This is a genomic window from Martinezella multihospitum (genome assembly GCF_900094585.1).
GTDB classification, from domain to species: Bacteria; Pseudomonadota; Alphaproteobacteria; order Rhizobiales; family Rhizobiaceae; genus Rhizobium; species Rhizobium multihospitium.
Window position 1 is genome coordinate 164,450 of sequence record NZ_FMAG01000003.1, and the last position, 26,741, is coordinate 191,190.

The 26,741-nt window shown below is 59.5% G+C and carries 22 protein-coding genes; 6 read left to right on the plus strand and 16 right to left on the minus strand.

Going from position 1 to position 26,741, the window contains the following annotated elements; genetic code table 11:
* Positions 1-76: 76 nt before the first annotated feature.
* The 7 genes from GA0061103_RS12415 to GA0061103_RS12445 form a co-directional block, all read right to left on the minus strand.
* The gene (locus GA0061103_RS12415) at positions 77-883 is read right to left on the minus strand and encodes an AraC family transcriptional regulator (RefSeq protein WP_092711561.1); all 807 of its coding nucleotides are present in this window, start codon (positions 881-883) and stop codon (positions 77-79) included.
* Positions 884-978: 95 nt separating this feature from the next.
* Positions 979-1,956, minus strand: a complete 978-nt coding sequence (locus tag GA0061103_RS12420; protein WP_092711563.1) for a DMT family transporter — start codon at positions 1,954-1,956, stop codon at positions 979-981.
* A gap of 138 nt (positions 1,957-2,094) precedes the next feature.
* A complete protein-coding gene (locus tag GA0061103_RS12425; RefSeq protein ID WP_092711565.1) occupies positions 2,095-3,531 on the minus strand; it encodes a DUF930 domain-containing protein in 1,437 nt (478 codons plus the stop codon).
* A gap of 234 nt (positions 3,532-3,765) precedes the next feature.
* Positions 3,766-4,545, minus strand: coding sequence for an APH(3')-II family aminoglycoside O-phosphotransferase (locus GA0061103_RS12430; protein WP_245304744.1), 780 nt, complete (start codon positions 4,543-4,545; stop codon positions 3,766-3,768).
* 119 nt (positions 4,546-4,664) lie between these two features.
* Positions 4,665-6,725: an RNA polymerase sigma factor RpoD gene (rpoD, locus tag GA0061103_RS12435; RefSeq protein WP_092711569.1), complete on the minus strand. Its 2,061-nt coding sequence runs from the start codon at positions 6,723-6,725 to the stop codon at positions 4,665-4,667.
* A 450-nt stretch (positions 6,726-7,175) separates the two neighbouring features.
* Entirely contained in the window at positions 7,176-8,213 is a 1,038-nt protein-coding gene (gene tdh, locus GA0061103_RS12440) for an L-threonine 3-dehydrogenase (protein ID WP_092711571.1), read from the minus strand.
* Positions 8,214-8,234: 21 nt separating this feature from the next.
* The gene (locus GA0061103_RS12445) at positions 8,235-9,422 is read right to left on the minus strand and encodes a glycine C-acetyltransferase (protein ID WP_092711573.1); all 1,188 of its coding nucleotides are present in this window, start codon (positions 9,420-9,422) and stop codon (positions 8,235-8,237) included.
* 262 nt (positions 9,423-9,684) lie between these two features.
* Here GA0061103_RS12445 and GA0061103_RS12450 point away from each other — a divergent pair, with 262 nt between their 5' ends.
* Positions 9,685-10,455 carry an SDR family oxidoreductase gene (locus tag GA0061103_RS12450; protein ID WP_092711575.1) on the plus strand — a complete coding sequence of 257 codons (771 nt, stop codon included), beginning with the start codon at positions 9,685-9,687 and terminating at the stop codon, positions 10,453-10,455.
* 39 nt (positions 10,456-10,494) lie between these two features.
* Here GA0061103_RS12450 and recQ read toward each other — a convergent pair whose 3' ends face one another.
* Together recQ and dnaG are read right to left on the minus strand one after the other, a co-directional pair.
* Positions 10,495-12,375 (minus strand): DNA helicase RecQ, encoded by a 1,881-nt coding sequence (gene recQ, locus GA0061103_RS12455; protein ID WP_092711577.1) that lies wholly within the window; start codon positions 12,373-12,375, stop codon positions 10,495-10,497.
* Positions 12,376-12,382: 7 nt separating this feature from the next.
* Complete coding sequence (gene dnaG, locus GA0061103_RS12460) at positions 12,383-14,368, minus strand: DNA primase (protein ID WP_092711579.1); 1,986 nt, start codon at positions 14,366-14,368, stop codon at positions 12,383-12,385.
* A gap of 569 nt (positions 14,369-14,937) precedes the next feature.
* Between dnaG and GA0061103_RS12465 the strand changes: the two genes are divergently transcribed.
* Entirely contained in the window at positions 14,938-15,171 is a 234-nt protein-coding gene (locus GA0061103_RS12465; protein ID WP_092711581.1) for a hypothetical protein, read from the plus strand.
* Positions 15,172-15,520: 349 nt separating this feature from the next.
* Positions 15,521-16,429: a hypothetical protein gene (locus GA0061103_RS12470; protein ID WP_092711583.1), complete on the plus strand. Its 909-nt coding sequence runs from the start codon at positions 15,521-15,523 to the stop codon at positions 16,427-16,429.
* Here the strand turns inward: GA0061103_RS12470 and GA0061103_RS12475 are convergent.
* A complete protein-coding gene (locus GA0061103_RS12475) occupies positions 16,404-16,856 on the minus strand; it encodes a GatB/YqeY domain-containing protein (RefSeq protein WP_092711585.1) in 453 nt (150 codons plus the stop codon). The genes GA0061103_RS12470 and GA0061103_RS12475 overlap by 26 nt on opposite strands.
* A gap of 300 nt (positions 16,857-17,156) precedes the next feature.
* On the opposite strand from GA0061103_RS12475, the gene carA reads away from it, so the two are divergent.
* Positions 17,157-18,365, plus strand: coding sequence for a glutamine-hydrolyzing carbamoyl-phosphate synthase small subunit (gene carA, locus GA0061103_RS12480; RefSeq protein ID WP_092712765.1), 1,209 nt, complete (start codon positions 17,157-17,159; stop codon positions 18,363-18,365).
* Between the two features lie 116 nt (positions 18,366-18,481).
* Here carA and GA0061103_RS12485 read toward each other — a convergent pair whose 3' ends face one another.
* The 4 genes from GA0061103_RS12485 to GA0061103_RS12500 form a co-directional block, all read right to left on the minus strand.
* Positions 18,482-19,054 (minus strand): EVE domain-containing protein, encoded by a 573-nt coding sequence (locus GA0061103_RS12485; protein ID WP_092711587.1) that lies wholly within the window; start codon positions 19,052-19,054, stop codon positions 18,482-18,484.
* 92 nt (positions 19,055-19,146) lie between these two features.
* Positions 19,147-20,544 (minus strand): MATE family efflux transporter, encoded by a 1,398-nt coding sequence (locus GA0061103_RS12490; protein ID WP_092711589.1) that lies wholly within the window; start codon positions 20,542-20,544, stop codon positions 19,147-19,149.
* A 148-nt stretch (positions 20,545-20,692) separates the two neighbouring features.
* Complete coding sequence (locus GA0061103_RS12495) at positions 20,693-21,949, minus strand: TCR/Tet family MFS transporter (RefSeq protein WP_092712767.1); 1,257 nt, start codon at positions 21,947-21,949, stop codon at positions 20,693-20,695.
* A 160-nt stretch (positions 21,950-22,109) separates the two neighbouring features.
* A complete protein-coding gene (locus GA0061103_RS12500; protein WP_092711591.1) occupies positions 22,110-23,021 on the minus strand; it encodes a LysR family transcriptional regulator in 912 nt (303 codons plus the stop codon).
* A 120-nt stretch (positions 23,022-23,141) separates the two neighbouring features.
* Between GA0061103_RS12500 and GA0061103_RS12505 the strand changes: the two genes are divergently transcribed.
* Entirely contained in the window at positions 23,142-24,134 is a 993-nt protein-coding gene (locus GA0061103_RS12505; RefSeq protein WP_092711593.1) for an aldo/keto reductase, read from the plus strand.
* 52 nt (positions 24,135-24,186) lie between these two features.
* On the opposite strand, the gene ypfJ is transcribed toward GA0061103_RS12505, so the two are convergent.
* The gene (gene ypfJ, locus GA0061103_RS12510; RefSeq protein WP_092711595.1) at positions 24,187-25,107 is read right to left on the minus strand and encodes a KPN_02809 family neutral zinc metallopeptidase; all 921 of its coding nucleotides are present in this window, start codon (positions 25,105-25,107) and stop codon (positions 24,187-24,189) included.
* A 93-nt stretch (positions 25,108-25,200) separates the two neighbouring features.
* On the minus strand, positions 25,201-25,692 hold the full coding sequence (locus tag GA0061103_RS12515) for a DUF2306 domain-containing protein (RefSeq protein WP_092711597.1): 492 nt from the start codon (positions 25,690-25,692) through the stop codon (positions 25,201-25,203).
* An 85-nt stretch (positions 25,693-25,777) separates the two neighbouring features.
* Between GA0061103_RS12515 and GA0061103_RS12520 the strand changes: the two genes are divergently transcribed.
* The gene (locus GA0061103_RS12520) at positions 25,778-26,599 is read left to right on the plus strand and encodes a LytTR family DNA-binding domain-containing protein (RefSeq protein WP_092712769.1); all 822 of its coding nucleotides are present in this window, start codon (positions 25,778-25,780) and stop codon (positions 26,597-26,599) included.
* Positions 26,600-26,741 lie beyond the last annotated feature (142 nt).

Below are 26,741 nucleotides of genomic sequence, written 5' to 3' on the forward strand. Positions count from 1 at the left end.
TCCTTATAGGGCATCTGCTTGGCGCCGCAGAAAATCCCGTCATTGTCTTCCGGTCTTGAATAAAATTGCAGAAGCTTCAGCCGATGGCTGCTGCATAGGCACCCGGCGAGACGCCGAAATTGCGGACGAAGAGGCGCGTCATATGGCTCTGATCGGAAAAGCCGCTGGCAAAGGCCGCTTCCGCGAGGGACGTGCCCGCCGCAATCAACCGCCGCGCTTGGTGAATGCGGCGCTGTATGAGGTAGGCATGAGGTGTCAGTCCCGTCACCTTGGTAAAGGCACGCAGGAAACGAAAGTGGCTCAGACCGCACAACTCCGACAGCTCGGCAAGGGTCAGGGGAGCGGCCGGATCGTCATCGATCAGCTCACGCGCCCTGTTGATATCAGCGGGAACGGCATCCTCACGCAAGCCGCCCGCTCCTTCGCGCATCACGGCGGCAAGAAGCGACAGCAGCAGCCCATCCCGCAAGAGGGAGCCTTCAGGCGCGTCTTCGATCAGAAGCGAAAACAGGGTTTTGAAATGCCCGCCCATCTCGCTGTCGCGGATGACAGGCGACGGGAATTCCATCGCACCGAACCTACCCTCACCGATATCGCGCAACAGATCACCGATCAGCCGGGGATCGAAATAGAGCATGGACCATGCGCGGCTCTCGCTGACAGGCATACCGTCATGCACCTCGTTCGGGTTCACGCTGATGATGTCGCCGGCCTCGGCCTGTACCATCCCTCGCCCGCTCAGTGAAACCTGCGCGCCGGTCTCGATGACACCGATGCCGAACTGGTCATGCGTGTGCTTGGGGAAGCTGTGGCCGGTTTCGGCTCGGACTGCCTCGATGCCGGCAAGGCGAGAGCGATATATTCGGAATTGGCCTGACTTCATCAATATCGCCTTCCATACCACCAGTATCGTTGCGCCAGCGATGGCATCGCCTCCGATGCGGCAATGTCGCTCGCCCGCGATCTGGAAGCAACGCCTTAAGCGCTGCCGCCCGCCTTTTCATCCTCCGCCGTCGCCAACGCCGCCTGCGTGTTGCCGGCAACGGCAGTCGGCAGCGGCGTACCGCGCTTACGCTCCCGTGCCAGCGTCAGCAGGCCGGAAAAAATGATGAGGACGATGCCGAATGCCATCGGCATATCGATACTGTCGTTGAACAACAGGTAGCCGAAGGCGATCGCCCAGAGCATCTGGCTGTACTGCGGCGGCGCAACCAGGTTGGCCGGCGCCATCTGCGCGGCGGTCAACAGCAGAACGTTGCCGAATGCGCCAAGCAGACCGTAGCTCGCCAGGAATATCCACTGCGTCGGCGTCGGCATTGTGACTTCGGAGAGCATGAGGAAGCCGCTGACGATGAGCGTTCCGAAAAGGCCTGCCCCATAGAGCGAAATGCGCTTCTCCTTCGAGCCGAGTGCGCGGTTGATGACGATGGAGATTGCCGCAGCAAGACCACCGATCGCCGCGCAGAGGTGCCCGACCGAGAGCTCGCGAAAGCCCGGGCGCAGCACGATCAGCACCCCGACAAAACCGAGAATGACCGCCGTCCAGCGCTGCCAGCGCACATCCTCCTTGAGAAAGATCACGGAGAGAATGGTCACGAAGGACGGCAGCAGAAACAGCAGCGCAAAAGCTTCCGCCATCGGCAGCATGGTGAAGGCGATGACGGAGCAGATGGCGCCGGTCGCGCCACAGACGAAGCGCAGCAGCCACAAGGGACGGTTCGACGTCCTCACCATATCGAGCCAGCCATCCTCCCGCTTCTTCAGAAACGGAACGGCGGCAAAGCCGAACAGGGCACCGATGAAGGCGACCTGATAGGAGGGAAGCACCCCATGCAGGATTTTGATCGAGGCGTCGCTGAAGGCGAAGACGGCATAGGACGCGAATGCCACAAGGACACCGCGCAGGGCGGAGCGGCCCGCGGCCGCGGAACTGGAATCGGCTGTAATCGAGGACATCGGAATCTTGAGAAAAGTGCGATGGGAGGACACTGAATCAGTGAGATACGGGCAATTGTATGATGAAATGGGCCGAATTTCGATCGGGTTGGGAATAAACTATTGTTTCAACCGGACGTTTGAGGAGATCCAGCCAGATCAATTTCCAAGAAAGCCCAGCTTGTCGAGTTGGCTAGGAGAAACGTGCCCTCTGACGGTGTAGGAAAAGGCGGTAACCTTCAATGCATCGCTATCGACTTCGCAGGTGAATGCTACTCTCTGCCAGCCATTGGGAGTCTGCACGGCGACCCCATCACCAAACAGGGTAGCATCGGAAACCATCGCCTGCGACAGCGCGGAATTCACATAGCCAACAGCCTGCAAATCGTGGCGGTATTGAAGTTTCTCCTCCGAATTGCAGAGATAGGCCACACGCTGCCGTCGAGGCAGCTTCTTCCAGGCGTCATATTCGCCCTTAGATAGACGTGCCATCTCGGAGCTCGAATAAAGCTTCTTGGCCTGAATAGCCCGCTTCGGCGCAACGGATTTAGGTGGCTGCGGCTCGGTGACCAACGCAGTGCCTTCAGTCGGATTGCCCTGGCTGCTCGAAGCGGATTGGTTTTCAGCGATTCGCTGTGCCGGAGACGGCCTGACCGCCGGAACGACAATCTGCGGCGGGTCTTTCGCCTCGTCTCTGGCCTGCTCGGCCGGAGACTGTTGCTGCGGATCGGATGATGGTGCTTGGGCGGCAGCTTGTGCCTGCGGATCATTCTGATCTACCGCTGGGGCCTGCGGCTGCTGCACCTGCGAATCCGAAGGCTCGTTGGTCGCCAGCACGTCTGGTGCGGTCGACGAGGCTTTGGCGGCCGAGTCGCTTGCCGGCGGTTGGGCCTCATTCGTCTGCTGATTCTTGGCGGCAGCTTGTTGGGCTTCCTGCGCCTGTTGTGCCGCCTGTGCTTGGGCCTCAGCTTGCGCAGCCGCCTGTTGCTCGGCGGCAGCGTCGTTCGGCGGCGTCGGAGGGGTATTGTCCTTCGACTGTTCCGAAGCATCTGCCTGCTGCGTGGTGTTTGCGTCCTTCTGATCGCCCTTCATGTCCGGAAGCGGAGTCTCGGTGGCAGAGGGCTGCTGCTCCGCCTTCTCGACGGACTTGTCAGCGGCGGGATCGTCTGGTTTTGGCTCAGACTTCGCCTGCTCTGCCGGCTTATCCGCCTCGGCCTTATCTGGTTTGGCCGGAGGCTTCTCTGCCTGCTCCTTGCCCTGAGGGTCGGATTGCTTTGGCGGCTGTTCGTCCGCCTTCTTTCCCTGAGGCTGCTGCGGCTCCTGCTGCGCGTCAGCCGTCTGCTGCGCCGGCTTCTCGTCTGGTCTTGGCGTCGGCTTCGGAGGCTGGTCGGGCTTTTCATTCTCCTTCGTCGCAAGCTCCTTCTTTTCCTCCTGCTGCGGCACCAGCTCGACATTGACGCTCTGCTCGGGCTTTGCCTCCGGCGGCGCCGGCAGCAACGGCAGCAGAAAAACCGCGACAAACAGGACGTGCAGAAGGATCGACAGGACAAAGCCCGGCCTTATCTCCCTATCCCGTTTTTCCGCAACCTTTTCCATCGTTCAGCGGATGGCTCGGGAAGAGAAAGCAATCAGGCGAAAACAACGCATCGATTCATTCGATCCTTACTGGCAAACAGAGCAGAAGACTTTCCGGTCGCTGACATATGGTACCCGACCACGCGCCGCGAAAGAGGTCTTGGTCGAAATCGAACTTGTCAGGCCTCCGCGCGATCCGCAATGGCGCAAAAACAAACCTGCGTGATCGCGGCGCAAAGACGGCCGCATCCACCGTTAGAAGAACTCATCCAGCAGCTGATAATATGCCATCTTTTCGGCTTGCGGCTCAAAATCGCCATAGACCTTCAAAAACTCGGCAACCAGTTCTTCCCCGAAATTGTATTCGATGCTGCCGCAGGCGAGCGCGATATCCTGATGGCGATCGGCGACACCAAGTCGGCCGCAATCGATGTAGCCGCTGAACTTCGGCCCATCGGCCATGAAATTCGGCAGGCAGGCATCGCCATGCGTGACGACGAGGTCTTCCATTGACGATCTCGTCTCCTCGAGTTCGCGGAAAAGATCCTCTGCCGACCGCCCCAGCCTGGTATCATCGAAATCATCCTCATCAACGCGACCGGCAAGCATGCGCGCCCTCGCCTCGGCAATTCTGTTCTCCAGTCGATGATCGAAAGGACATGCAGCAATGTCGACCGAGTGTAATCGCCGCAAAGCACTTGCCAAAAGCCGCACCCGATCGAACGGCTGTAACCACTCGGCGCTGACGAGATCGCTGCCGGGAAGAGCGCTCATCAAAAGCCACTCGCGTTCGCCGTCTTTCTCGTGGGCAATGACCTCCGGGCAGGCAAGACCCTGCAAGGCCAGCCATCGCAGCCTGGCAACCTCGCCGGCCAACTCACCCAAGGGATCGACCAGCTCGGTTTTGAGATAGACCGGCGCACGTCCATCGGCCTCAAGCCGGAAGACATGGGCCGAGGAGCGGCCAAGCGCATCCTGCCGCCATTCATATCCCGCCAACGCATAGCGCAACCGAATTGGGATGGATGTTTCCATGAATTGCGGCTTGCTCGCCATGAGCCCCCTTGGTCCTGATATCGTCAATGAAAAGCCCGGCTCGCTTTCGCGAACCGGGCCTCGTTTCGTACATGGCCGATATCGGCTTGTGCCAGATCTCAACTGTCGAGGAAGCTTCTGAGCTTGCGGCTGCGGCTCGGATGCTTGAGCTTGCGCAGCGCCTTGGCTTCGATCTGGCGGATACGTTCGCGGGTAACCGAGAACTGCTGACCCACTTCTTCAAGCGTGTGGTCGGTGTTCATACCGATGCCGAAGCGCATGCGCAGCACGCGCTCTTCGCGCGGCGTCAGCGATGCCAGAACGCGGGTCGTCGTCTCGCGCAGGTTTGCCTGAATGGCGGCGTCGATCGGCAGAAGCGCGTTCTTGTCCTCGATGAAATCGCCGAGATGCGAATCTTCTTCGTCGCCCACCGGGGTTTCGAGCGAAATCGGCTCCTTGGCGATCTTCAGAACCTTGCGCACTTTTTCGAGCGGCATGGCGAGCTTTTCGGCCAGTTCTTCCGGCGTCGGTTCGCGGCCTATCTCGTGCAGCATCTGGCGCGACGTGCGAACGATCTTGTTGATCGTTTCGATCATGTGCACCGGAATACGGATGGTACGCGCCTGGTCGGCGATCGAGCGGGTAATCGCCTGACGAATCCACCAGGTGGCGTAGGTCGAGAACTTGTAGCCGCGGCGATATTCGAACTTGTCGACCGCCTTCATCAGGCCGATATTGCCTTCCTGAATGAGGTCGAGGAACTGCAGGCCGCGGTTCGTATACTTCTTGGCGATGGAAATAACGAGGCGCAGGTTGGCTTCGACCATTTCCTTCTTGGCGATGCGGGCTTCGCGCTCGCCCTTCTGCACCATATGAACGATGCGGCGGAATTCCGAGATCGAAATGCCGGTTTCGGTCGCAAGGTTCTGGATTTCCTGGCGAATGTCGCGGATCGTGGTGTTTTCGCTCTTGGCGAATTCCTTCCAGCCGCGCGCGGCCAGATTGCCGATCGACTTCATCCAGTTCGGATCAAGCTCGGCGCCCTGATACTGTTCCAGGAAGCTATCGCGCTTGACGCCATAGGATTCTGCAAGGCGCAGCAGGCGGCCTTCGTTCTGAACGAGGCGCTTGTTGATGTCGTAGAGCTGCTCGACGAGGGCGTCAATGCGGTTCTGGTTCAGCGACAGAGACTTGACCGACTTGACCAGCTCATCCTTGAGTTCCTTGTAGCGGCGTTCCTGTGCGGAGGACAGCGTGCCGGAAGCCGACAGGCGCTGCTCGACCTGCTGGTCCTGCAGCTTGCGCAGCTTCTTGTAGGTTTCGGCGATGATGTCGAGCGTCGTCATCACCTGCGGGCGAAGCTCGGCCTCCATCGCGGCGAGCGAGAGGTTGGATTCGTCTTCGTCCTCTTCCTCTTCCTCGATCGGCAGGCCTTCGCCGCCGACATTGGTGATGTCGTCGTCGCCGGAAGGAGCGCGGCCGCGGCGTGCCTTCTCCTTCTCTTCGGCAGCCTTGCGGTCAGCCTCAATCTTCTCCGGGCTCTGGAACTGCGGCGCAGCCTTGGCCTCGGGACCGGAATAGGTGGTTTCGAGGTCGATGATCTCGCGCAGCAGCGTGGTGCCTTCGTTGAGTTCGTCACGCCAGATAATCAGCGCCTGGAACGTCAACGGGCTCTCACAGAGGCCGCCGATCATGGTTTCGCGGCCAGCCTCGATGCGCTTGGCAATCGCGATTTCGCCTTCGCGCGACAGAAGCTCGACGGAACCCATTTCGCGCAGATACATGCGCACCGGATCGTCCGTACGGTCGGTCGGCTCTTTCTTCTTGGCGGTCGCCAGAGCGGAACCTGTCGAAGGAGCAAGTTCGCCGCCCTCGCTGTCATCATCGTTGCTGGAATCGTCGTCATCGCTGGCCGCAGCGCCAGCCTCTTCGACATCCTCGTCTTCGATGACGTTGATGCCCATGTCCGAGAGCATGGCCATCGTGTCTTCGATCTGTTCGGACGTCACTTCTTCGGACGGCAGAACGGCGTTGAGCTCGTCCATCGTCACGTAGCCGCGCTTCTTCGCGGCCTTGATCATCTTCTTGACCGCGTCATCGGAAAGATCGAGAAGCGGGCCGTCGGAGGTGCCGTCGCGTTCGACTTCAGCTTCTTCGTTCTCTTTGACCTTTGTTGCCATCTCTATATCGTCGCTTTCCCTGACGCTGCAAACTTACACGCGGTGAAACATTCACACTGACTGGCGCGCCCTGCACCAGCCGCGACTCACCGACGAACACCTAACGGAATGACCTTTAATGCCCGATTAACCACGATCACCGCCACCGGAGTGCAAAGCTGGATTGCGTTTGGATTTCCGGCCATGATATCAGGTGATCCGCTTGATCCAGCTTTACCGTTCTTTCCGAAGTCAAACGGTGATTCCCAGAATTTTAGTTCTCGTCAAGCTTTTCCAGCAAAAAAGCCCGTTAAATACGCGAAAAAGCCTTATCCACAGGCCCCGCGCGCCTCAATTTATTGTTTCCCGTATTTAGGAAGTCCCCGCGCGATGACAAGAGCATCCTAAACAAAGCCTCACATTTCCAGCACCGGCAGGTATTGCCGACGCCGGAAGTGTGACCGAATGGCATCAATTCCAGTCCATAACCACCTTGCCGGAGTTACCGGAACGCATGGCTTCGAAGCCATCGCGGAAATCATCGATGCCGATACGATGGGTGATGACCGGAGAGACATCGAGACCACCCTGCACGAAGGCAATCATCTTGTACCAGGTCTCGAACATCTCGCGGCCATAGATGCCTTTCAGGTTCAGCATCTTGAAGATCACTTTGTTCCAGTCGATCTCGAAGCCGGCTGGTGCGATGCCGAGAATGGCGATCTTGCCGCCATTGTTCATCTTGTCGATCATGTCGCGGAAGGCGGGAGCCGCTCCCGACATTTCCAGACCGACGTCGAAACCCTCGGTCATGCCGATGAATTTCATCACATCGGCAAGGTTCTCCTTCGAAGCGTCGACGACGTAATCGATGCCGACCTTGCGGGCGAGCGCTAGCCGGTTGGGATTGATATCGGTGATGACGACCTTGCGTGCGCCGGAGCGCTTGGCAACCATCGCCCCCATGATGCCGATCGGCCCCGCGCCGGTAACGAGCACGTCCTCGCCGACCAGATCGAAGGAGAGCGCGGTGTGAACCGCGTTGCCGAACGGATCGAAGATCGCGGCAATCTCATCCGGGATATCGTCGGGGATCGGCACGACGTTGGATTCGGGAATGCAGACGAACTCGCCGAAGGAGCCGGGGCGGTTGACGCCGACGCCGAGCGTGTTGCGGCAAAGATGGCCCCGCCCCGCACGACAGTTGCGGCATTTGCCGCAAACGATGTGGCCCTCACCGGAGACGCGCTCGCCGACGTGATACTTCGTGACAGCCGAGCCGATCTCGGCAATCTCACCGCAGAATTCGTGGCCGACGACCATCGGCACGGGGATGGTTTTCTGCGCCCACTGATCCCAGTTCCAAATATGGACATCCGTGCCGCAGATCGCCGATTTCTTGACCCGGATCAGGACATCGTTCGGCCCGACTTCCGGCACCGGGACATGCTCCATCCACAGCCCGACTTCCGGCTTGGCTTTGACCAGCGCTTTCATCATGTTCGACATGATCGGTTCTCTCCAACCAATTCAAATGATTCCGAGTTCTTTTCCGGCTTCCGCAAAGGCCGCAATCGCCTTTTCGACATCGGCCTTCGAATGAGCGGCCGACATTTGCGTGCGAATACGTGCCTGACCCTTCGGGACGACGGGGAAGGAGAAGCCGATAACGTAGACGCCCTTCTTCAGCATCAGCGCCGCCATGTCCTGCGCGAGCTTCGCGTCGCCGAGCATGACCGGGATGATCGGGTGATCCGCGCCTGCGAGCGTGAAGCCGAGCTTCGTCATTTCGCTGCGGAAGAGCTCGGCATTGCCCTGCAATCGTGCGCGCAGCTCGGCGCCATTGTCGATCAGATCGAAGACCTTCAGCGACGCAGCCGCGATGACTGGCGCCAATGTATTCGAGAAGAGATAGGGGCGCGAACGCTGCCGCAGCCACTCGACGATTTCGCCTCTGGCCGACGTATAGCCCCCCGAGGCACCGCCAAGCGCCTTGCCGAGCGTACCGGTGATGATATCGATCCTGCCTTCGACGCCACAATATTCAGCCGATCCCCGGCCGTGCTCGCCGACGAAGCCGACCGCATGGCTGTCATCGACCATGACCATGGCGCCGTATTTCTCCGCCAGATCGCAGACGCCGCCGAGATTGGCGATGATGCCGTCCATGGAGAATACGCCGTCGGTGGCGATCAGCTTGAAGCGGCTGCCCTCGGCCTTCTTCAGTTCTTCTTCCAAAGCCGCCATGTCGTTGTTGGCATAGCGGAAGCGCTTTGCCTTGGAGAGCCGCACACCGTCGATGATCGAGGCATGATTAAGAGCGTCGGAGATAATGGCGTCCTCCTCCGACAATAGCGTCTCGAACAAACCGCCATTGGCATCGAAGCAGGAGGAGTAGAGGATCGTCGCTTCCATACCGAGGAAGGCCGAAATCCGCGCCTCGAGCTGCTTGTGCTCTTCTTGTGTGCCGCAGATGAAACGAACCGAGGCCATGCCGTAGCCATAGCGGTCGAGCGCCTTCTTCGCGGCTTCCGCGAGCTCCTCATTATCAGCCAGGCCAAGATAGTTGTTGGCGCAAAAATTGAGGACGCGCGCGCCACCAAGCACGGCGATTTCGCCAGCCTGTTTGGAGGTGATGACGCGCTCGGCCTTATAGAGGCCGGCTTCTTTCAGGCCGAGAAGTTCGTTACGCAAATGGGATATGAACGCTGAAGTCATGGTCGCATTCCGATGCTGGTCAAAGGGCCTAATTAATCAAGGAATAACATAGGATCCGGCCTGTTGCTGCATCCGACAGCGGCAAAAATGCGCAACGCCGTGACGTCCGCGCGATAGGAAGCAGTTTCGATATTATCTGTCAAAGCGGACTGAATACACGCAACTTCACAGCCAGCTTTTAGTGGCTATTATCGCAAAAATTACTTGACTCAGTCCAATATCCTGCGACAGATTGGTGCTGGTCTCAAAATGAGGGAGAGCCATGAACATATCCCAGAGATTCTCCCTCGCCGGACGGGTTGCCCTCATCACCGGAGGCGGACGCGGCCTCGGATTCGAAATGGCGAAGGCTCTCGCCGATGCCGGCGCACACGTCATCATCAATGGGCGAACCGTGGCAACGTTGGATACGGCCGTCGGGATCATCCGGGCGAGAGGTGGCTCCGCCGAAACCGCCGCCTTCGATATTGCCGACCGTGACGCACAGCGGGCGGCCATGAACGAAATCGAGAAAAATCACGGCCGGCTCGACATATTGATCAACAATGTCGGCGCCCGCGACAGGCGCACTTTGGCCGACTTCGACGACGAGGCAATCCTCGCCTTGCTCAATACCGACCTTGCCGCCTCGATCATGCTCTCCCGCGATGCTGCCAGCCTGATGAAGCGGCACAATCATGGTCGGCTGATCTCGGTCACCTCGATCAGCGGACAGGTCGTCATGCCGGGTGACTGCGTCTACCCCGCCGCCAAGCAAGGATTGGCAGGCCTCATGCGCGGCATGGCGGTGGAATTCGGCCCTCACGGCATCACCAGCAACGCCATCGCGCCGGGCTGGTTTGCGACGGAAACCAATGCCGCGATGGCCGCGAACGAAGAACTGATCCCCTTCGTGCGCCAGCGCATCCCCGTTCAGCGCTGGGGAAGGCCCGACGAGATCGCGGGCGCAGCACTTTTCCTCGCCAGCGATGCCGCCTCCTTCGTCAACGGCCATGTCCTCACCGTCGATGGCGGCATGACCGTGCGCATGTAGCCTGTCGGCAGCCGCGTTTCGATATCGGCCTTCAGTGCGTCACCGGTTGATGAATTCCGAAATCACCGCAAGAAACGCATCCCCATAGCGTTCCAGCTTCGATTGCCCGACGCCGGAAATCCCCAAAAGGTCCCTGTGATTCTTCGGCCGCTCCGTCGCAAAGGCAATCAGCGTCGTATCCGGGAAGACGACGTAGGGCGGCACGCCCAATTCTTTGGCGATCCGGGTGCGCTCGGCCCGCAGCGCATCGAAGAGAAGCTGGTCTTCGCCCGTAAGGCCGTGAGCCTGCTTCTCCGGTCGCCCCGCCTTCTTGCCGCGACGGCCCGTTTCGGGCCGATCCTTGCGGAAGAAGACCTGCCGTTCGCGCTTGAAGACAGCCCTCGCCTGCTCCTCGAGCTTCATCGCGCCAAAAGCGGTATGGTCGATGCTGATAAAACCGTTTGCCAGCAATTGCCGGAAGATCGATTGCCAGGTGCGGGCGGGAATATCCTTCCCAGCGCCGAAAACAGGCATGTCGACATGACCGAAGCGCTCGGTCTTTTCATTGACCGTACCGATCAGCACATCGATGACGTGACCGGTGCCGAAACGCTCGCCGGTGCGATAGACCGCGGCAAGCGCCTTGATCGCCGCTTCCGTCCCATCCCAGGTTTCCACAGGCTTCAGGCAGGTATCGCAATTGCCGCAACCGCCCCCGTGGGCTTCGCCGAAATGCGCGAGGATCGACTGCCGCCGGCATCCGGCCGTTTCACAAATGGCGAGCAGCGCATTGAGCTTCGCCCGCTCGACGCGCTTGATCTCCTCCGATGCGCCGCCTTCGTCGATCATCCGTCGACGCTGGATGACATCGGCCATGCCATAGGCCATCCAGACATTCGAGGAGAGGCCATCGCGCCCCGCTCGTCCCGTCTCCTGATAATAGGCTTCCACGGAACCCGGCAGGTCGAGATGGGCGACATATCGGACATTCGGCTTGTCGATGCCCATGCCGAAGGCAACCGTCGCCACCAGGCACAGGTCTTCCTCCTTCAGGAAGGCATCCTGATTGGCATCGCGCAGCGCCCGATCCATGCCGGCGTGATAGGGGAGCGCACGGATGCCCTGCCCATTGAGCCAATCGGCCGTATCCTCGACCTTGGCGCGAGAGAGGCAATAGACGATGCCGCTGTCGCCGCTATGGCCCTCGAGAAAACGCAGCAATTGCTGGCGCGGCTGGTCACGCTCGACAATTTCATAGGTAATGTTCGGACGATCGAAGCTGGTGCTGAAAACCTTGGCATCGTCGAGAGCCAATCGCTCGATAATATCGTCGCGTGTATGGGGATCGGCGGTCGCCGTCAGTGCGATACGCGGAACGCCAGGAAAAAGCTCGGCAAGCCTGCCGAGATCGCGATATTCCGGCCTGAAATCATGGCCCCATTGCGAAACGCAATGCGCCTCGTCGATCGCGAAAAGCGCGATCTTCGCTCTGCCGAGCATCTGGCAGAAGCCTTCCGTAGCGATCCGTTCCGGCGTCACATAGAGCAGATCGAGCTTGCCTGCCGAAATGGCGCGATAGACATCGCTCGCCTCCTCACGCGACAGCGACGAATTCAAGGCGGCCGCCCGGATGCCGAGCTGTTTCATCGCCTCCACCTGATCCCGCATCAGCGCGATCAGCGGCGAGACGACGATGCCGATACCTTCGCGGCAAAGCGCCGGGATCTGGAAGCACAGCGACTTGCCGGCACCGGTCGGAAACAGCACGACCGCATCGCCGCCGGAGACGACATGCTCGACCACCTGCTGCTGCTTGCCGCGAAAGGCAGAATAACCGTAAACGCGCTTGAGGACATCGAGCGGCACCGGCGCACCGATATGCTCGCCGAACAATGCGTCGTCTGCAGAAAATCGTGGCTCTTGTCTTTCAGGCTGAAGCATCTATTCCCTATTTTCCAGCGGCACCTTTGACGCGACCGGAAAGAACGCCGAAGCCATCGATGATCGCTTCCTGGTTTTCCAGACGCAGCGCCTCGAGCTGCACTTCCTGCAAGGCGCGAATCAATGGCTCGATCGCTTCACCGTCGCCTTCTTCCGTCGCCTCGGCAATAGCACCCTCCAGCTCGATCTTGTGCCAGCGCAATGCTTTCGAACGCTTATGGAGCGCGAGCGCCTGGCGATACCCCTCGCGCGCATCCTCCATGGCGGCTGCCTCGGTTGCCGTCCACAGACGGGCATTGCGAATCTGTTGTTCCAAACCTTTCAGCAGGGCGCCGAAATCCTGCTCTTCCAATTGCTCGACCAGTCGCTCGCGGACGAGCTGAGGCCCGACCAGAGTTGCAGCCGCCCCGAGAACCGCGGACCAGAGCCGCTGAAGCTCACGGCTGTCATAATCGATCGCGGCAATCTCGTCATACTCGTCCTGCAGCAGCGCCGGATGGTTGACGATGGTCAAAGCCAGCACGCTTTCACGAAGGCTCGGAATATCCTGATGCCCCTTGATCATGGCCGAACGCTGCAGGCGATCGGATGCCGTCGTTGTCATCGCGGCCCCAGCGCGTGCCTGCCCGCCACGACCTGCGAAGTTGCGGCCATTGCCGTCACGGGAAAAGCCGCGTCCCTGCTGACCACCGCGCTGGAACTGCGGCTGGAACAGCCCATTCAGCCGCTCGCGCATATTCTGCTGATAATGGCGGCGCACATCTTCATCGCCGATGACCGAAACAATGCGTCGCAACCGCGCTTCCAGCTCCGCCCTTGCTTCCGGCGTCTCGAAGGTGCCGCTGCCAGCCTCCCTCGTCCATATCAGGTCGGCCAGCGGCTTTGCCTGCGCCAGCACCTTGTCGAACGGCGCGCGCCCATCCTGGCGCACGAGATCGTCGGGATCTTTGCCATCGGGCAATAGCGCGAAGCGCACGGTGCGGTTCGGCTTGATATGCGGCAGCGCCAGATCGGCGGCACGATTGGCGGCGCGGATGCCGGCGCCGTCGCCGTCGAAGCAGAGCACCGGCTCCGGCGTCATCTTCCAGAGAAGATCGAGCTGGTTCTCCGTCAACGCCGTGCCGAGCGGCGCAACCGCGTTCTCGACGCCTGCCTGATGCAGCGCGATAACATCCATGTAGCCTTCAACGGCAATAATGGTGCCGGCGCCATCGGCGCCCTGGGCTGCGCGGCGCGCACGGGTGAAATTGTAAAGCACGTTGCCCTTGTGAAAGAGCTCTGTCTCGTTGGAATTCAGATATTTCGCCGGCGCATCCGGCGACATGGCGCGGCCGCCGAAGGCGATCACCTTCTCTCTAGACGAAAGAATCGGGAACATGATGCGATCGCGGAAGCGATCGTAAGAGACCGGCACATTCTCATGGACGACGAGGCCGCAGGCTTCCATCTGCTCTTTCAGCACGCCCTTGCCGGCCAGATGCTCCTTCAGCGCATTGCGGCTATCGGGCGAATATCCCAGGCGGAACGTTTCGATGGTGCGGCCGCTGAGGCCGCGGTCGCGCAGATAAGCCCGCGCCCGGGCACCATTGGCCGTCTGCAGTTGGTCCTGGAAGAACTGAGTCGCCATCTCCATGACATCGAGCAGCGACGTGCGTTCCTTCTCTCTTTTCGCCTCCATGGGGTCGGCAACGGGCATCGGAACGCCGGCCATGTCGGCGATCTGCTGCACGGCTTCCGGAAAGCTCAAGCCCTCGAGTTCGGTGAGAAAGCGGAAATGATCGCCGGTCACGCCGCAGCCGAAGCAATGATAGCGTCCCTTGCGATCCTCGCAGTGGAAGCTCGGCGACTTCTCGCCGTGGAAAGGGCAGCAAGCCCAGTAATCGCCGCGCGGCACATTCGTCTTGCGCCGATCCCAAGTCACACGACGACCGATCACGTCCGAAATCAAAACGCGGTCGCGAATCTCGTCGAGAAACGTATTGGAAAATCGCATGGCTACCTCTGGCTCATCCCATATAAACAGGAATGAAGGGCATTGCCACGACGACCCGACCGCCTCCCACGCTATTCACAGCCCTTTGTCGGCGATTGCATTTTCGCCCTTCGATCACAACTCCGTGAACACGGCGGCACGTTTATTCGGATTCTCGTCGGAATCCAGGGCCGTGTTCGACAGGCCCGAAACGCCCAAAAATCGCTTCAGCGCGACCGGAACTGGTAGGGTTATGTCCATGGGAGTAACTATTTCGTACGCAAAAATCCGCGAAAAAGCAAAGGCTTGCACAGCCTATGGTCGACAAACGCGAACAAGAGCGACGTCATTGACAATCAATGGCTGTAAAGCAATCGCGCCCAGGCGACACTCTCTGACGGCGCATTTGCGGCAAGGTTCGTAAGCCAAACATTATTTTTTTGTAATTTGATTGTTGGTGTGCGCCGCAATAGCGTTCTTCTCACAGGGCGAGACAAGCCGGCGAAGAAACTTCTTTGCGACGCGACATGCCGAGACGCCCTGACGAACCGGAAGCCACCAGGTACGGGCTTTCAGTTTAGGAGAGGGAAATGCGCATTCTGATCGTACCCTTGGCAGCAGCAGCCATCTTCGCCACGGCTACCTATAGCTCGGCCACGATGGACAGCGGCGCCAGCGAGAAGAATGTGCTCTATGCCGGTGCGGGATATCAGTTGCCGGCGAATATGAAAGTTCCTGCCCTTACGGCAGGCGTAAAGGTTCAAATGTCCGAACTGCCGCCGCAGGCGTTGGCTTTGCCCCAGCAGATCAGGATTTTCAGATAAGTTCAGCAGATACTCAGGTGGGGCACCATCCCTACCCCCGGCGCCGCCCCACCTGAGTGCCTTTGCAAAAGACGTTTGATTTTTGGGCCCCACCCTGCGTCATCAAACGTCAGCAAAGCGCAAGAAGGCAGGAGCTCCCCCAGCTCCTGCCTTCTCTAATTTTGGCCCATCCCAATTTCGCGACGACACGAGCGTTGAACATATGCTGCGGACCATCTTTGGGTCGTCGCCGCGAGTATCTTGACGCAACGATATCGATCGATATCTTTTATTATCTACGTATATGCGATCTTAGTAATTATCTCGTCAGACAATTTGAAACTTTGTTCAGTTGATCGGAGACGGTTGCATGTCTTTATCCGCGAAGGAACTTGTTCAAGACCCAAAATTTTTCACGGAAATCCTCGGTTATACACGAGAAATTATATCCACTTATGATGAGAATCAGCGCGTATGCTCTGTCTTTGCTTCACAGCAACGCTGGCTGATGGCGCTCGCCGGTTTCGCCCTTTATTGCGGCGGCATCGACGGAGAACCGCCCGGCATTCATGCCAATCGTTTCGCCAACTATATCGTCGAACACGAAATCGCCAGCCACAACACCGCGCTTAGCTTCATTCAGGAGATGCTGGCTCTCGGATTCCTGCGCTATCTGCCCGTCACGAGCGACAGGCGCGCGCGGCCAATGCAGCCCACGGAAGAGGCAGCAATGCAGCTTGCGAAGTGGATGAGCATCCATCTTTCCGTGCTGGATCGATTGGATGGCGGCAAGCGCAACGCCCTGTTTAGCAAAAAACCAGAGCTCATCGGTCTGCTACAGCCCCCGATCTCGGTCGGCATCATAGAAAATGACGACCTGCGCAATCCGGGAGAAACCTTCGATCTGTTCACCTGGGCAAATTCAGGCGGCATCATCATGGATTATCTGATCTCCCGCATCGGCACGATCAACCCGACGACTCAGAAAGCGGTCATCGGGCCGGTGGCCTTTACGGATATCTGCAGCCGGTTTCTCATCTCCAGAACCAACGCGAAGCGGCTCATGAACAAGGCCATAAATATGCAGAGCGTCGGATGGACAGGATCGCCGGGACGGAGCCAGCTTTGGCTCTCCACCGCGTTCATCGAGGAATATCGGAACTATCAGGCGGGAAAACTCGCCATCATAGACGCCGCCTGGCAAAATACCCTCGGCACGCGGCCGGTCCGCATGCCGAAGGCGAAACAGAGTTTTACTTCAGCAGTTCCTTCAGGATAGCCGAGGCTTTTGCGAAATCCATCTGGCCGGCATAGCGCTCGCGCAGCGCGGCGACGCACTTGCCCATGTCCTTCAGGCCCTGTGCGCCGAGTTCCGCGACGATCGCCACGCAGATCTCGCGCACCTTTTCTTCGGAAAGCTGCTCGGGCATGAAGCCCTGGATGACGGTAATTTCCTCGCGCTCCTTGTCGGCGAGCTCCGGGCGGCCGCCGTCGATGTAGATCTTCACCGATTCCTCGCGCTGCTTGATCATCTTGGCGAGCAGCTGCAGGATCTCGTCTTCGCTCGCCTGTTCCTTGCCGAGACCGCGATTGGCGATGTCCTTGTCCTTGATCGCAGCCAGGATGAGGCGGACGGTCGAAAGCCTCGCCGTATCCCTCGCCTTCATGGCGTCCTTCTGGGCATTGGAAAGGGTCTCGCGGATCATGTCTCTAAACTCCTTGAAGCAGGCCGGCGACGATCGCCCCCACCACCTATGTCATGTTGCTGTCTTCTAGACCAACAGTATCGATCAATGCAATTGTGGCCGGGAGCCCGAATTCCTTGATAGGAAAGCAAAAGCGCGCATTGACCGGCTCGCCTTGTTTAGCTATGTCCATCACCTGCACATTAGATCGATAGGAAGATCTCAAGCCGCGACCAGGGTCGACGGCTGTACCTTGCTACAAACATGGCGGAAGCCGACGGTCTGTTCAAGGCCGCGCTCGACGCCGGAAACGGGATGACTATGACCGCGACAGCCCCATGGACCACTGAAAAGCCTACCGCCCTCCTCGTTCTCGCCGACGGAACCGTGATCGAAGGCAAGGGCATCGGCGCGACCGGCAAGGTGCAGGCCGAAGTCTGCTTCAACACGGCGCTGACGGGCTACGAGGAGATCCTGACCGACCCCTCCTATCTCGGCCAGATCGTCACCTTCACCTTCCCGCACATTGGCAATGTCGGCACCAACGATGAAGACATCGAAGACCTGACGCCGGTCGCCCGGCACGGTGCCGTCGGTGTCATCTTCAAGGCCGATATCACCGATCCTTCGAACTACCGCGCCGCCAAGCATCTGGACCAGTGGCTGAAGGCCCGCGGCATCATCGGCCTCTGCGGCATCGACACGCGTGCGCTGACGGCCTGGATCCGCGAAAACGGCATGCCGAACGGCGTGATCGCCCATGACGTTAACGGCGTCTTCGATATCGAGCAACTGAAGGCGGACGCCAAGGCCTGGAGCGGCCTCGAAGGCCTCGACCTCGCCAAGGTCGCCTCCTCCGGTCAGTCCTCGCAATGGTCGCAGACGCCCTGGATCTGGAATGAAGGCTATGGCGAACTCGGCGCCGCCGACGCCAAATATCACGTCGTCTGCCTCGACTATGGCGTCAAGCGCAACATCCTGCGCCTGTTTGCCGGCCTCGATTGCAAGGTCACCGTCCTGCCGGCGACCGCCTCGACCGACGACGTGCTCGGCCTCAAGCCGGATGGCATCTTCTTGTCCAATGGTCCCGGCGACCCGGCAGCAACAGGCGAATATGCCGTACCGGTCATCAAGGACCTGCTGAAGACGGGAATTCCGCTCTTCGGCATCTGCCTCGGCCACCAGATGCTCGGCCTCGCGCTCGGCGCCAAGACCGCGAAGATGCACCAGGGCCACCACGGTGCCAACCATCCGGTCAAGGACCACACGACGGGCAAGGTCGAGATCGTCTCGATGAACCACGGCTTTGCGGTCGACTCGAAGTCACTGCCGGAAGGCGTTGAGGAGACTCACATTTCGCTCTTCGACGGCAGCAATTGCGGCCTGCGCGTATCGGGCAAGCCGGTCTTCTCGGTGCAGCATCACCCGGAAGCCTCGCCCGGCCCGCAGGACAGCCACTATCTCTTCCGCCGCTTCATCAATCTAGTGCGGGAGAAGAAGGGCGAAGCAGCCTTGGCGGAACGTGCCTGACAAGATGGACGGCCTAACCGCATGAAAAAGCCTCGGATTGGCAACCAATCCGAGGCTTCTTTTTTGTGCGTCAACTTGGGAGGTCTCTCATCACATCGGCTCATGCCTGCTGAAGTCTAGGCCTGCAGGCGGCGCTGCTTGACCACTTCAAGCTCGCTCATCAGGATTTCTTCGAGGAACTCGAAGTCCGACTGCCCGAATTCGACGAGGCCAAATCTCAGTCTATAGCCCCAATTCTTGTCCTGGGTAAAATCGAGCCAGCCCAGGAGAGGACGGAGCGGCTGTTCAGGCGCATCCAGCCAGTCCACATCCTTGCGATAGGCTTTTCCGCAGCCCATCTCGGCAAGATAAGGTTCACCCTCGCGGACAAAGCCGATGGCGGTGAAGCTCTGAAAGCCATCCCTCTCGCCCATTTTGACCGATGGCGAGTAGTAGACGATGCCGTCGCCCGGCTTGATACGCTTCAAGGGGGCTCGCTTGCCGTGGTTCACCTGCATGAAGCCATGTTCGCGCCCGATGCGCACATGCTCGGCACTGGCCACCGCCAGCCAATAGGACCTCTGCTCCGGCTCCGGCTGCCGCGACGAGGTATTGGCGTGTGGCAGGAGGCGTAGAGCCGCCCCCCGATTGATCTGATCTTCCCGCGGGAAAAGCGCGGCATCGTTACGATTGCTTGCCTTGAATAACATGGTCGTCTCCCGTCTCTGGTATGAGACTGTTATAGACGATCATGCTGTCAATTTTTGTCAGTAGTCTCGCATCGCAATGACGGTTGCCGCTATCAGGCGGCAGCCTTCTCCGCCCGCACAAGAAGGTAGAATCGCGCGCAAAGCATCGCCGCCGCCGAAGCAAGGCCGAGAAGGAAGCCGAACCAGATGCCGATGCCGCCAAAGCCGAGCGGGAACGCCAGCAGCCAGGCGAGGAAGAAACCGATCGGCCAATAGGCGATCAGCGCCATGATCATCGGCACGCGCGCATCCTTCAGGCCACGCAGCAGTCCGCTTGCGATCGACTGCAGACCGTCGACGAGCTGGAACAGGCCGGCCACGACGATCAGCGGTGCGGCAAAGGCAAGCACCTGCGGCGCCTCAGCCGAATGGACGTCAAGGAACCAGCTTGCCAGCCAGGATGGCACGGTTGCAAACAGGATACTGCCGCAAACCGCAATGCAGCTCGAAACAATGAGCACCACGATGGCCGCGCGCTTCAGGCCGAAATGATCGCCCTGCCCGTGGGCGACGCCGACGCGCACGGTTGCCGCCTGGCTGAGACCGAGCGGGATCATGAAGGCGATCGACGCCCACTGCAGGGCAATGCCATGCGCGGCAAGCTCGATCGTGCCGATCTGGCCCATCAGCAGCGATGCAGCGGTGAACAGGCTGACCTCAGCCAGAACCGTCACACCGATCGGAAAGCCGAGCCGGATGACATCCCACAAAGCATGCCAATCGGGCCGCCAGAATCGGGCGAAGATCTCATAGCGCCGCGTTTCCTGGTGAGCCTGCACGTAACCAACGATGAAGACGAAACCGGCCGTCTGCACCGCAACGGAGACAATGGCCGCACCATGCAGGCCCATCGCCGGCAGGCCGAAATGGCCGAGCACCAGAATATAGGCCAGCACGGCATTCATCACCAGCATGGCGATGGTGACCTTGAGGATGATGCCGGCGCGGCCGATGGCGCTCACCAGTGCCCGGATGACATTGTAGAGTAGCCCCGGCAACACGGCGAAGTGGCCGATATCGATATAGCCGCTCGCCAATTTCGCGACGTCAGGCTTTTGTCCGGCCGCAAGCAGTATCTCCTCGGAATAGAAGAAGGCCGGCTGCGCCAGCAGCCAATAGGCCGTTACGACCCACAGGCCCATGCGCAGCGCACGGCGCACCGAGGTAACGTCGCCCCTGCCATAGGCCTGAGCCACCAGCGGCATGACCGCGATAGAAAAGCCCGAACCGAAAACCAGGATCGTGAAAAGAAATTGCGCCGACAGAACCATCGCCGCCAGCTGCTCGGCGCCGAGCCGGCCCACGATCATGACGTCCGTGGTGTTGATGCCGAGCTGCGCCAGCTGCGCGCCGATCAGCGGAATGCCCAGCGCGAGCGTCGCGCGAACATGTGCCGACCACGAATTATCATTGTCATGCGCGTGCGGGCGCGCAGGTACCGGCATATCCATAGCGAAGACTCGATCTTTTGAATCGCGCGAACCGCCCTACCCAAGCGTGCGCGAGCCTGCCGCATTAACGCAACTTAGCTTAAAAAGCCAGCAGACAAGTCCATGATGCTAAAGAATTCATCAGAGCATCAAAATATCTGATGATTTTTTAAGCCGCCTCGCCCGCCTGCGATTGCGCGACCGCCTTCGGTTCCGTCTTTCGGACTTTCGTCACAAGCACGACAAGTCCCGCCACCACCAGGATTGCTCCCATGATAAACGGCGCACCGGCAAAGACGATAGGAGCGGTCGGTGCGGTATAATATTGGAACAGATAAGGAAACAGCACCGGACCGATGATAGCCGTAATACTCGTCAGGCTGCCGAGCGCGCCCTGTAGTTCGCCCTGGGCCGAAGGCGGCACCTTGCTGGCGGCGATGGAACGAAGCGGCGCATCCGCAACATTTTCGATGACGGTCAGAACGACGACGGCATAGACCATCCAGCCTTGCCATGCGAAAGCATAGCCCATCAGGCCGAGACAAGAAAACACCATTCCGAGCAGCGCGGTCTTCCATTCGCCGAGCACAGGTACCAGCCGCGGCAGCACCAGGCCCATGGCGATGGCGGCACCGATCCCATAGACAGCGAGCGAGAAGCCGATCTGCCCTTCGCTCCAATCGTAGCGATAGGAGGTGACGAAAGCCCAGACGGCCGGATAGACGCCATGCGCCAGCCAGTTCAGGAACATGACGACGCAGACCCAGCCGATACCCTGGTAGCGGCGCATCTGCCTCAGCGCACCGAACGGATTGGCGCGTGCGATTTCGAAGGGCCGCCGATGCTTGGCATCCAGCGTTTCCGGCAGCAGGAAATAGGCGCCAACGAAATTCAGGAAGGCCAGAGCCGCGGCGCCATAGAAGGGCACGCGCGGCCCGAATTCACCAAGGAAGCCGCCGATAACAGGCCCAAGCACGAAGCCGACGCCGAAAGCCATGCCGATCAGGCCGAAATTCTTCGCGCGGTTCTCGTCATTGCTGATATCGGCGATATAGGCCGAACAGGTCGAGAAACTTGCACCGCTGATGCCGGCGAGGATGCGGCCGACGAACAGCATCCAGTAGGTGCCGGCAATCGCGCAGATGAAATTGTCGATCGCGAATGTCAGTACCGAAGCAAGCAGCAGCGGCCGGCGGCCGAAACGATCGCTCAGATTGCCGATCAACGGTGAAAACAGGAACTGCATGGCGGCATAGGCAAGCAGCAGCCAGCCGCCTTCCGTCGCCGCCGCGCTGACCGACGCGCCCGTCAACTCCTCCAGATATTTCGGCATGACCGGCATGATGATCGCGATGCCGATGACGTCGAGGAAGAGGATAAGGAAAACGAGGAACAGGCCTCGACGGGCGAATTTCTGATCGATCATGGAGATGCCTTCTGGCGGCTCCGCCTCGATGAAAGAGACAGAACGTGAACGAAAAACAGGAGCGTTCCCCATACATAAAGATTTTGGCGGAAACAATCCGTGAACACTTCAATCTTATTGATTTATTGACCGCTTTTTTTGATCTTCGGCACAAAAGCGACTATCCGTCGCGACTACGTTTCTGCTCGCGATTCAGGAAATCGACGAAGGCTCTGAGTGGCGCCGGCATATGCCGCCTGCTGGCGTAATAGAGAAACGGGCCGGAAAAGACCGTGTCCCATTCTTCGAGGATCGGCACCAGCTCTCCGCGGGCTATTTGCGGCGCAAGGAATTCCTTGAATGTTCTGATGATGCCCAAGCCGGCCGCGGCCGCGCTGCGCTCGATATCGATCGAATTCGTCGCAACGACCATTGGCGGCGCGATAAAGATCGTCTCGCCATTTCTTTCGAATTCCCAGGGAACGACGGATCCGCTGAGGAAGCGATGACGGATACAGCGATGCTCTAATATATCGCGCGGATGCCTCGGCGTGCCGTTTGCCGCGAGGTAGGCCGGCGCCGCAGCCGTAACATAATGCTGCCGCCGCGGCCCGATCGGCACGGCGATCATGTCCTTTTCCAGCCGCTCGTCATAGCGGATACCGGCGTCGTAGCCGGCCGCCACGACGTCGATAAAACTATCCTCGGCGACGATTTCGACCGAGATCGCCGGATATTCCCTTAGGAAACGGCTGATGATGTCAGGCATGACGACCATGGCGGCAACCGTCGGCACATTCAGCCGCAAGGTGCCACCGATGCTGTCGCGAAAGCTGTTGATGTCATCGAGCGCCACGGCGATCTCGCTCATGGCGGGCGTCAGGCGCTCCATCAGCCGCTCCCCCGCATCCGTCGGCGTCACGCTTCTGGTGGTGCGATTGAGCAGGCGGACCGCCAGCCGCTCCTCCAGCCGGCGAACCGCTTCGCTCAACGAAGAGGCGGAAACACCCCGCTTGCGTGCCGCTTCGCGAAAGCTGCGCTCGCGGGCGACGGCGGTAAAGGCAACCAGATCGGCCAGCGGCAAATCATTCATTGTGCGAAATTCCAAACAACCCGTTTCGACTTACCTGGATTATCGCACAGACCTTGATGGAGTAAATATAATGGCGGAAGACTTTTGACATGGCGCGTGCCTTAGACAAGGAGAAGCAGGATGGAAAAGCATCAATTGGGAAAGACCGGGCCGCAGGTATCGGCTCTGGGTCTCGGCTGCATGGGCATGTCCGGCATGTATGGCCCGTCCGATCGTGCCGAGAGCATCGCCACCATCCATGCCGCACTCGATGCCGGGATCAACCTGCTGGATACTGGCGATTTCTACGGCATGGGCCATAATGAGATGCTGATCGGCGAAGCCATCAAAGGGCTGAAGCGGGACGATTTCCTGCTGAGCGTCAAGTTCGGCGCACTCCGCGATCCCTCCGGCGCATGGCTCGGCTACGATGCCCGGCCGGCGGCGATCAGGAATTTCGTCGCCTATTCGCTTCAGCGCCTCGGCGTCGATCACATCGATATCTACCGCCCCGCCCGCCTCGACCCGAACGTGCCGATCGAAGATCAGATCGGCGCGATATCCGATCTCATCAAGGCAGGCTACATCAGGCATATCGGCCTGTCGGAAGTCGGCGCCGATACCATCCGCCGCGCCGTCGCCGTCCATCCGATCGTCGACCTGCAGATCGAATACTCGCTGATCTCACGCGGCATCGAAGACAAGATCCTGCCGACCTGCCGCGAGCTCGGCATTGACATCACTGCCTACGGCGTGCTGTCGCGCGGCCTCATCAGCGGCCACTGGCAGAAAGACAATGTTCAGAAGGGCGATTTCCGCGGTCTGAGCCCGCGTTTCCAGGCCGGAAACGTCGAAAAGAATCTGGAACTGGTCGAAGCCTTACGCGGGATCGCCGAGGCCAAGGGCGCCAGCGTCGCCCAGATCGCGATTGCCTGGGTGGCAGCTCAAGGCAAGGACATCATTCCTGTCATCGGCGCCCGTCGCCGCGACAGGCTCACGGAAGCCCTGGGCGCACTCTCCGTCAAATTGTCGGATACGGATATGGCCGGGATCGAACGCGCCATTCCGAAGGATGCCGCCGCTGGGGGCCGCTACCCCGAAGCGCAACTCACGCATCTCGATAGCGAGAAGTGACAAGGCATAGGGCTTGCCCGCTCGCCGGCATTCCCGGAGCGGGCAAGCCAAATCAGACGGGATTGTTCAGCGTATCGCAATCCGTGAGCTTGCCGGAATCAAACCCCTGCTTGAACCACTTCATGCGTTGCGCCGAAGTGCCGTGATTGAAGCTGTCGGGAACGACATAGCCCTGCGTGCGCTTCTGCAGCGTATCGTCGCCGATCTGCTGCGCGGCATTCAGCGCCTCTTCGAGATCGCCGGTCTGCAGGATGCCCTTCTGCTGCGTGAACTTACCCCATATGCCGGCGAAGCAATCGGCCTGCAGCTCGATGCGCACTGACATCTTGTTGGCATCCACCTCGCTCATGTTGCGGCGAGCCTGATTGAACTTCGGTAGGATGCCAAGCTGGTCCTGCACATGGTGACCGACCTCATGCGCGATGACATAGGCCTGTGCAAAATCGCCTGACGCGCCGAACTGGTCCTTCATCTGCTTGAAGAAGGCCATGTCGAGATAGATCTTCTGATCGCTTGGGCAATAGAAGGGACCGGTGGCTGCCGAAGCCTGGCCGCAAGCCGAAGGGAAGCTGCCGGAAAACAACACAAGCTTCGGATCGGTATAGGTCTGGCCCATCGATTTGAAGATGCCGGTCCAGGTGTCTTCCGTATCCGCAAGGACTGTCGCGACGAACTGCTTCATCTCGTCATTGGCCGGCTGACCACTGCCGCTGCCGGTGGAAGTACTCTGCTGATATCCGGAGCCGCCGCCCTCCAGCATGCCGCTTTGCTGCAGCAGACCCATGACATCGACGCCCATGGCTCTCAGGATCAGGAAGATCACGATGAGTACGATGATGGTGCGGAAGCTCAAGCCACCGCCGCCAATTCCTCCGCCGGGGAACCGGAAGCCGCCGCCGCCCCCACCGCCCATGGGCGATGAGCCGCGTTCGTCCTCGATATTGTCGGATTGCCGACGCCCCTTCCAATCCATAGTGCACCTCCTGGCGATGCCTAAAATCAAAGTCCCTTGAGGCATTTATATATCCAGGAAGTGTAACAAAGCCAGTTGGCTATCGACAGAACATTAGCTTAAACGCCGCCGCCGCCATATTTCTTTCGACATCAGCCATAAAAGCGCCACGCCTATACCTGCCGCGACCAGGAGTGGCGCCATTTCATCGCCGTCGAAGGCCACCTTGTTCATAATACGGCTTGGAAGGAAGGTAAAAGCTCCGGCGCCGATAATGCCACCGAAATAAAGACCTCTGACGATGCGCTTGTGCGCCTCGATATTGTGCTTGCGGGCATTGGCGATGGCGCCCCAGCAACCAAACAGAACGTATACCGAAAGTAGGTGAATGGGGCTGAAGCCGTAAAACATGTTAATCTGATGAATGAACAAGCTCGAGAGTGCGGTGACGACCATCAGAACCAGCCATATCTTACCGAGCAGCCGGTGCATCGGCGTTCCCTTCGGCCACAGAAGAACATAGGTCCCCAGCAAGGCGGCGGGGATGACCGCCGCGACATGGATCCGGATCGCGATTGGGGCATGAAGAAGCGGCTCGAAAGTCATGATCCGTATCCGGTTGAGTTTATCGAGCCTTTCCGTGATAGTGTTGCTCCTTCAATCGAAATTGCGCAAAAGAACGGAAATCTTCGTGGATCACACCTTTCTGCAATCCACGCTTCGTGAATTGCAGGTCATCCAGCGTTCACCGCGCTTCTGGGCGACCTTTGTCACGATCGTCCTGATCTTTGCCTTGACCGGCCCTTACGGCACCCTTGATCGGCTGATGCCGGGAGCGCGGCTCGGTTACTGGCTTGCCCTTCACACCATGGCCTGGTCGATCGCGATCGTCTTCTCCGTCACCGCTGAAATCCTGCTGTGCCGGCATATAGCGAGCATGTTCGCCCGGTTGATGATCGGATCCGTGGTTGCCGCATTGCCGATCGGCTTCGGCATTACGCTCGTTAATCTCGCCTTCTTCGGAACGGCGCCCAGCCTGATCGCCAGCCTGCGTCAATCGCTCGGCTCCATACCGCTTTGCGTCCTCTTCTGTATTCTCACCTATCTGACCATGCACCGGCAGATCGTGATGGTAGCTCAGGAATCAGAGAGCCAGGAAACAAAAGTCACACCCGCAACCGCGGAGATTAGAACCTCGACTGCGCAGCCACCTATCCTCTCGCGCCTGAAGCCGGAAAACCGGGGTGCCCTGATCAGGCTCACTGTTCGCGATCACTATACGGAAGTCGTGACAACACGCGGCCGCGAACTCGTCCTGCTGCGTTTCGGCGACGCGCTGACGGAAATCGGCAATATAGAAGGTATCCGCCTGCACCGATCGCACTGGATCGCGACAGACCATATCGACCGGCTGAAACGCGACAATGGCAAGCTTTTCGTCATCGCGCGCGATGGTGCGGAGATGCCCGTCAGCCGCTCTTATGCCGAGGCTGTCCGGCGTCACCTGGGCTAAAGCTGGCAAAGCCGGCAGAATTCATGTCGATTCCGCCATTTATGGGGTTCCGTTTACAAATACATTTGCCTATAAGCCGCTTCTAGCCTGAAAATATTGCCCATGCGCCCCGACCGGTGATCTCCCACCCTGGCCGGTTTTT

What these genes read in the sequence shown, in the direction of transcription:
- GA0061103_RS12415 (WP_092711561.1), bottom strand. Translation starts at nt 883, where the DNA reads ATGAAGTCAGGCCAATTCCGAATATATCGCTCTCGCCTTGCCGGCATC.
- GA0061103_RS12420 (WP_092711563.1), bottom strand. Translation starts at nt 1,956, where the DNA reads ATGTCCTCGATTACAGCCGATTCCAGTTCCGCGGCCGCGGGCCGCTCC.
- GA0061103_RS12425 (WP_092711565.1), bottom strand. Translation starts at nt 3,531, where the DNA reads ATGGAAAAGGTTGCGGAAAAACGGGATAGGGAGATAAGGCCGGGCTTT.
- GA0061103_RS12430 (WP_245304744.1), bottom strand. Translation starts at nt 4,545, where the DNA reads ATGGAAACATCCATCCCAATTCGGTTGCGCTATGCGTTGGCGGGATAT.
- rpoD (WP_092711569.1), bottom strand. Translation starts at nt 6,725, where the DNA reads ATGGCAACAAAGGTCAAAGAGAACGAAGAAGCTGAAGTCGAACGCGAC.
- tdh (WP_092711571.1), bottom strand. Translation starts at nt 8,213, where the DNA reads ATGTCGAACATGATGAAAGCGCTGGTCAAAGCCAAGCCGGAAGTCGGG.
- GA0061103_RS12445 (WP_092711573.1), bottom strand. Translation starts at nt 9,422, where the DNA reads ATGACTTCAGCGTTCATATCCCATTTGCGTAACGAACTTCTCGGCCTG.
- GA0061103_RS12450 (WP_092711575.1), top strand. Translation starts at nt 9,685, where the DNA reads ATGAACATATCCCAGAGATTCTCCCTCGCCGGACGGGTTGCCCTCATC.
- recQ (WP_092711577.1), bottom strand. Translation starts at nt 12,375, where the DNA reads ATGCTTCAGCCTGAAAGACAAGAGCCACGATTTTCTGCAGACGACGCA.
- dnaG (WP_092711579.1), bottom strand. Translation starts at nt 14,368, where the DNA reads ATGCGATTTTCCAATACGTTTCTCGACGAGATTCGCGACCGCGTTTTG.
- GA0061103_RS12465 (WP_092711581.1), top strand. Translation starts at nt 14,938, where the DNA reads ATGCGCATTCTGATCGTACCCTTGGCAGCAGCAGCCATCTTCGCCACG.
- GA0061103_RS12470 (WP_092711583.1), top strand. Translation starts at nt 15,521, where the DNA reads ATGTCTTTATCCGCGAAGGAACTTGTTCAAGACCCAAAATTTTTCACG.
- GA0061103_RS12475 (WP_092711585.1), bottom strand. Translation starts at nt 16,856, where the DNA reads ATGATCCGCGAGACCCTTTCCAATGCCCAGAAGGACGCCATGAAGGCG.
- carA (WP_092712765.1), top strand. Translation starts at nt 17,157, where the DNA reads ATGACCGCGACAGCCCCATGGACCACTGAAAAGCCTACCGCCCTCCTC.
- GA0061103_RS12485 (WP_092711587.1), bottom strand. Translation starts at nt 19,054, where the DNA reads ATGTTATTCAAGGCAAGCAATCGTAACGATGCCGCGCTTTTCCCGCGG.
- GA0061103_RS12490 (WP_092711589.1), bottom strand. Translation starts at nt 20,544, where the DNA reads ATGGATATGCCGGTACCTGCGCGCCCGCACGCGCATGACAATGATAAT.
- GA0061103_RS12495 (WP_092712767.1), bottom strand. Translation starts at nt 21,949, where the DNA reads ATGATCGATCAGAAATTCGCCCGTCGAGGCCTGTTCCTCGTTTTCCTT.
- GA0061103_RS12500 (WP_092711591.1), bottom strand. Translation starts at nt 23,021, where the DNA reads ATGAATGATTTGCCGCTGGCCGATCTGGTTGCCTTTACCGCCGTCGCC.
- GA0061103_RS12505 (WP_092711593.1), top strand. Translation starts at nt 23,142, where the DNA reads ATGGAAAAGCATCAATTGGGAAAGACCGGGCCGCAGGTATCGGCTCTG.
- ypfJ (WP_092711595.1), bottom strand. Translation starts at nt 25,107, where the DNA reads ATGGATTGGAAGGGGCGTCGGCAATCCGACAATATCGAGGACGAACGC.
- GA0061103_RS12515 (WP_092711597.1), bottom strand. Translation starts at nt 25,692, where the DNA reads ATGACTTTCGAGCCGCTTCTTCATGCCCCAATCGCGATCCGGATCCAT.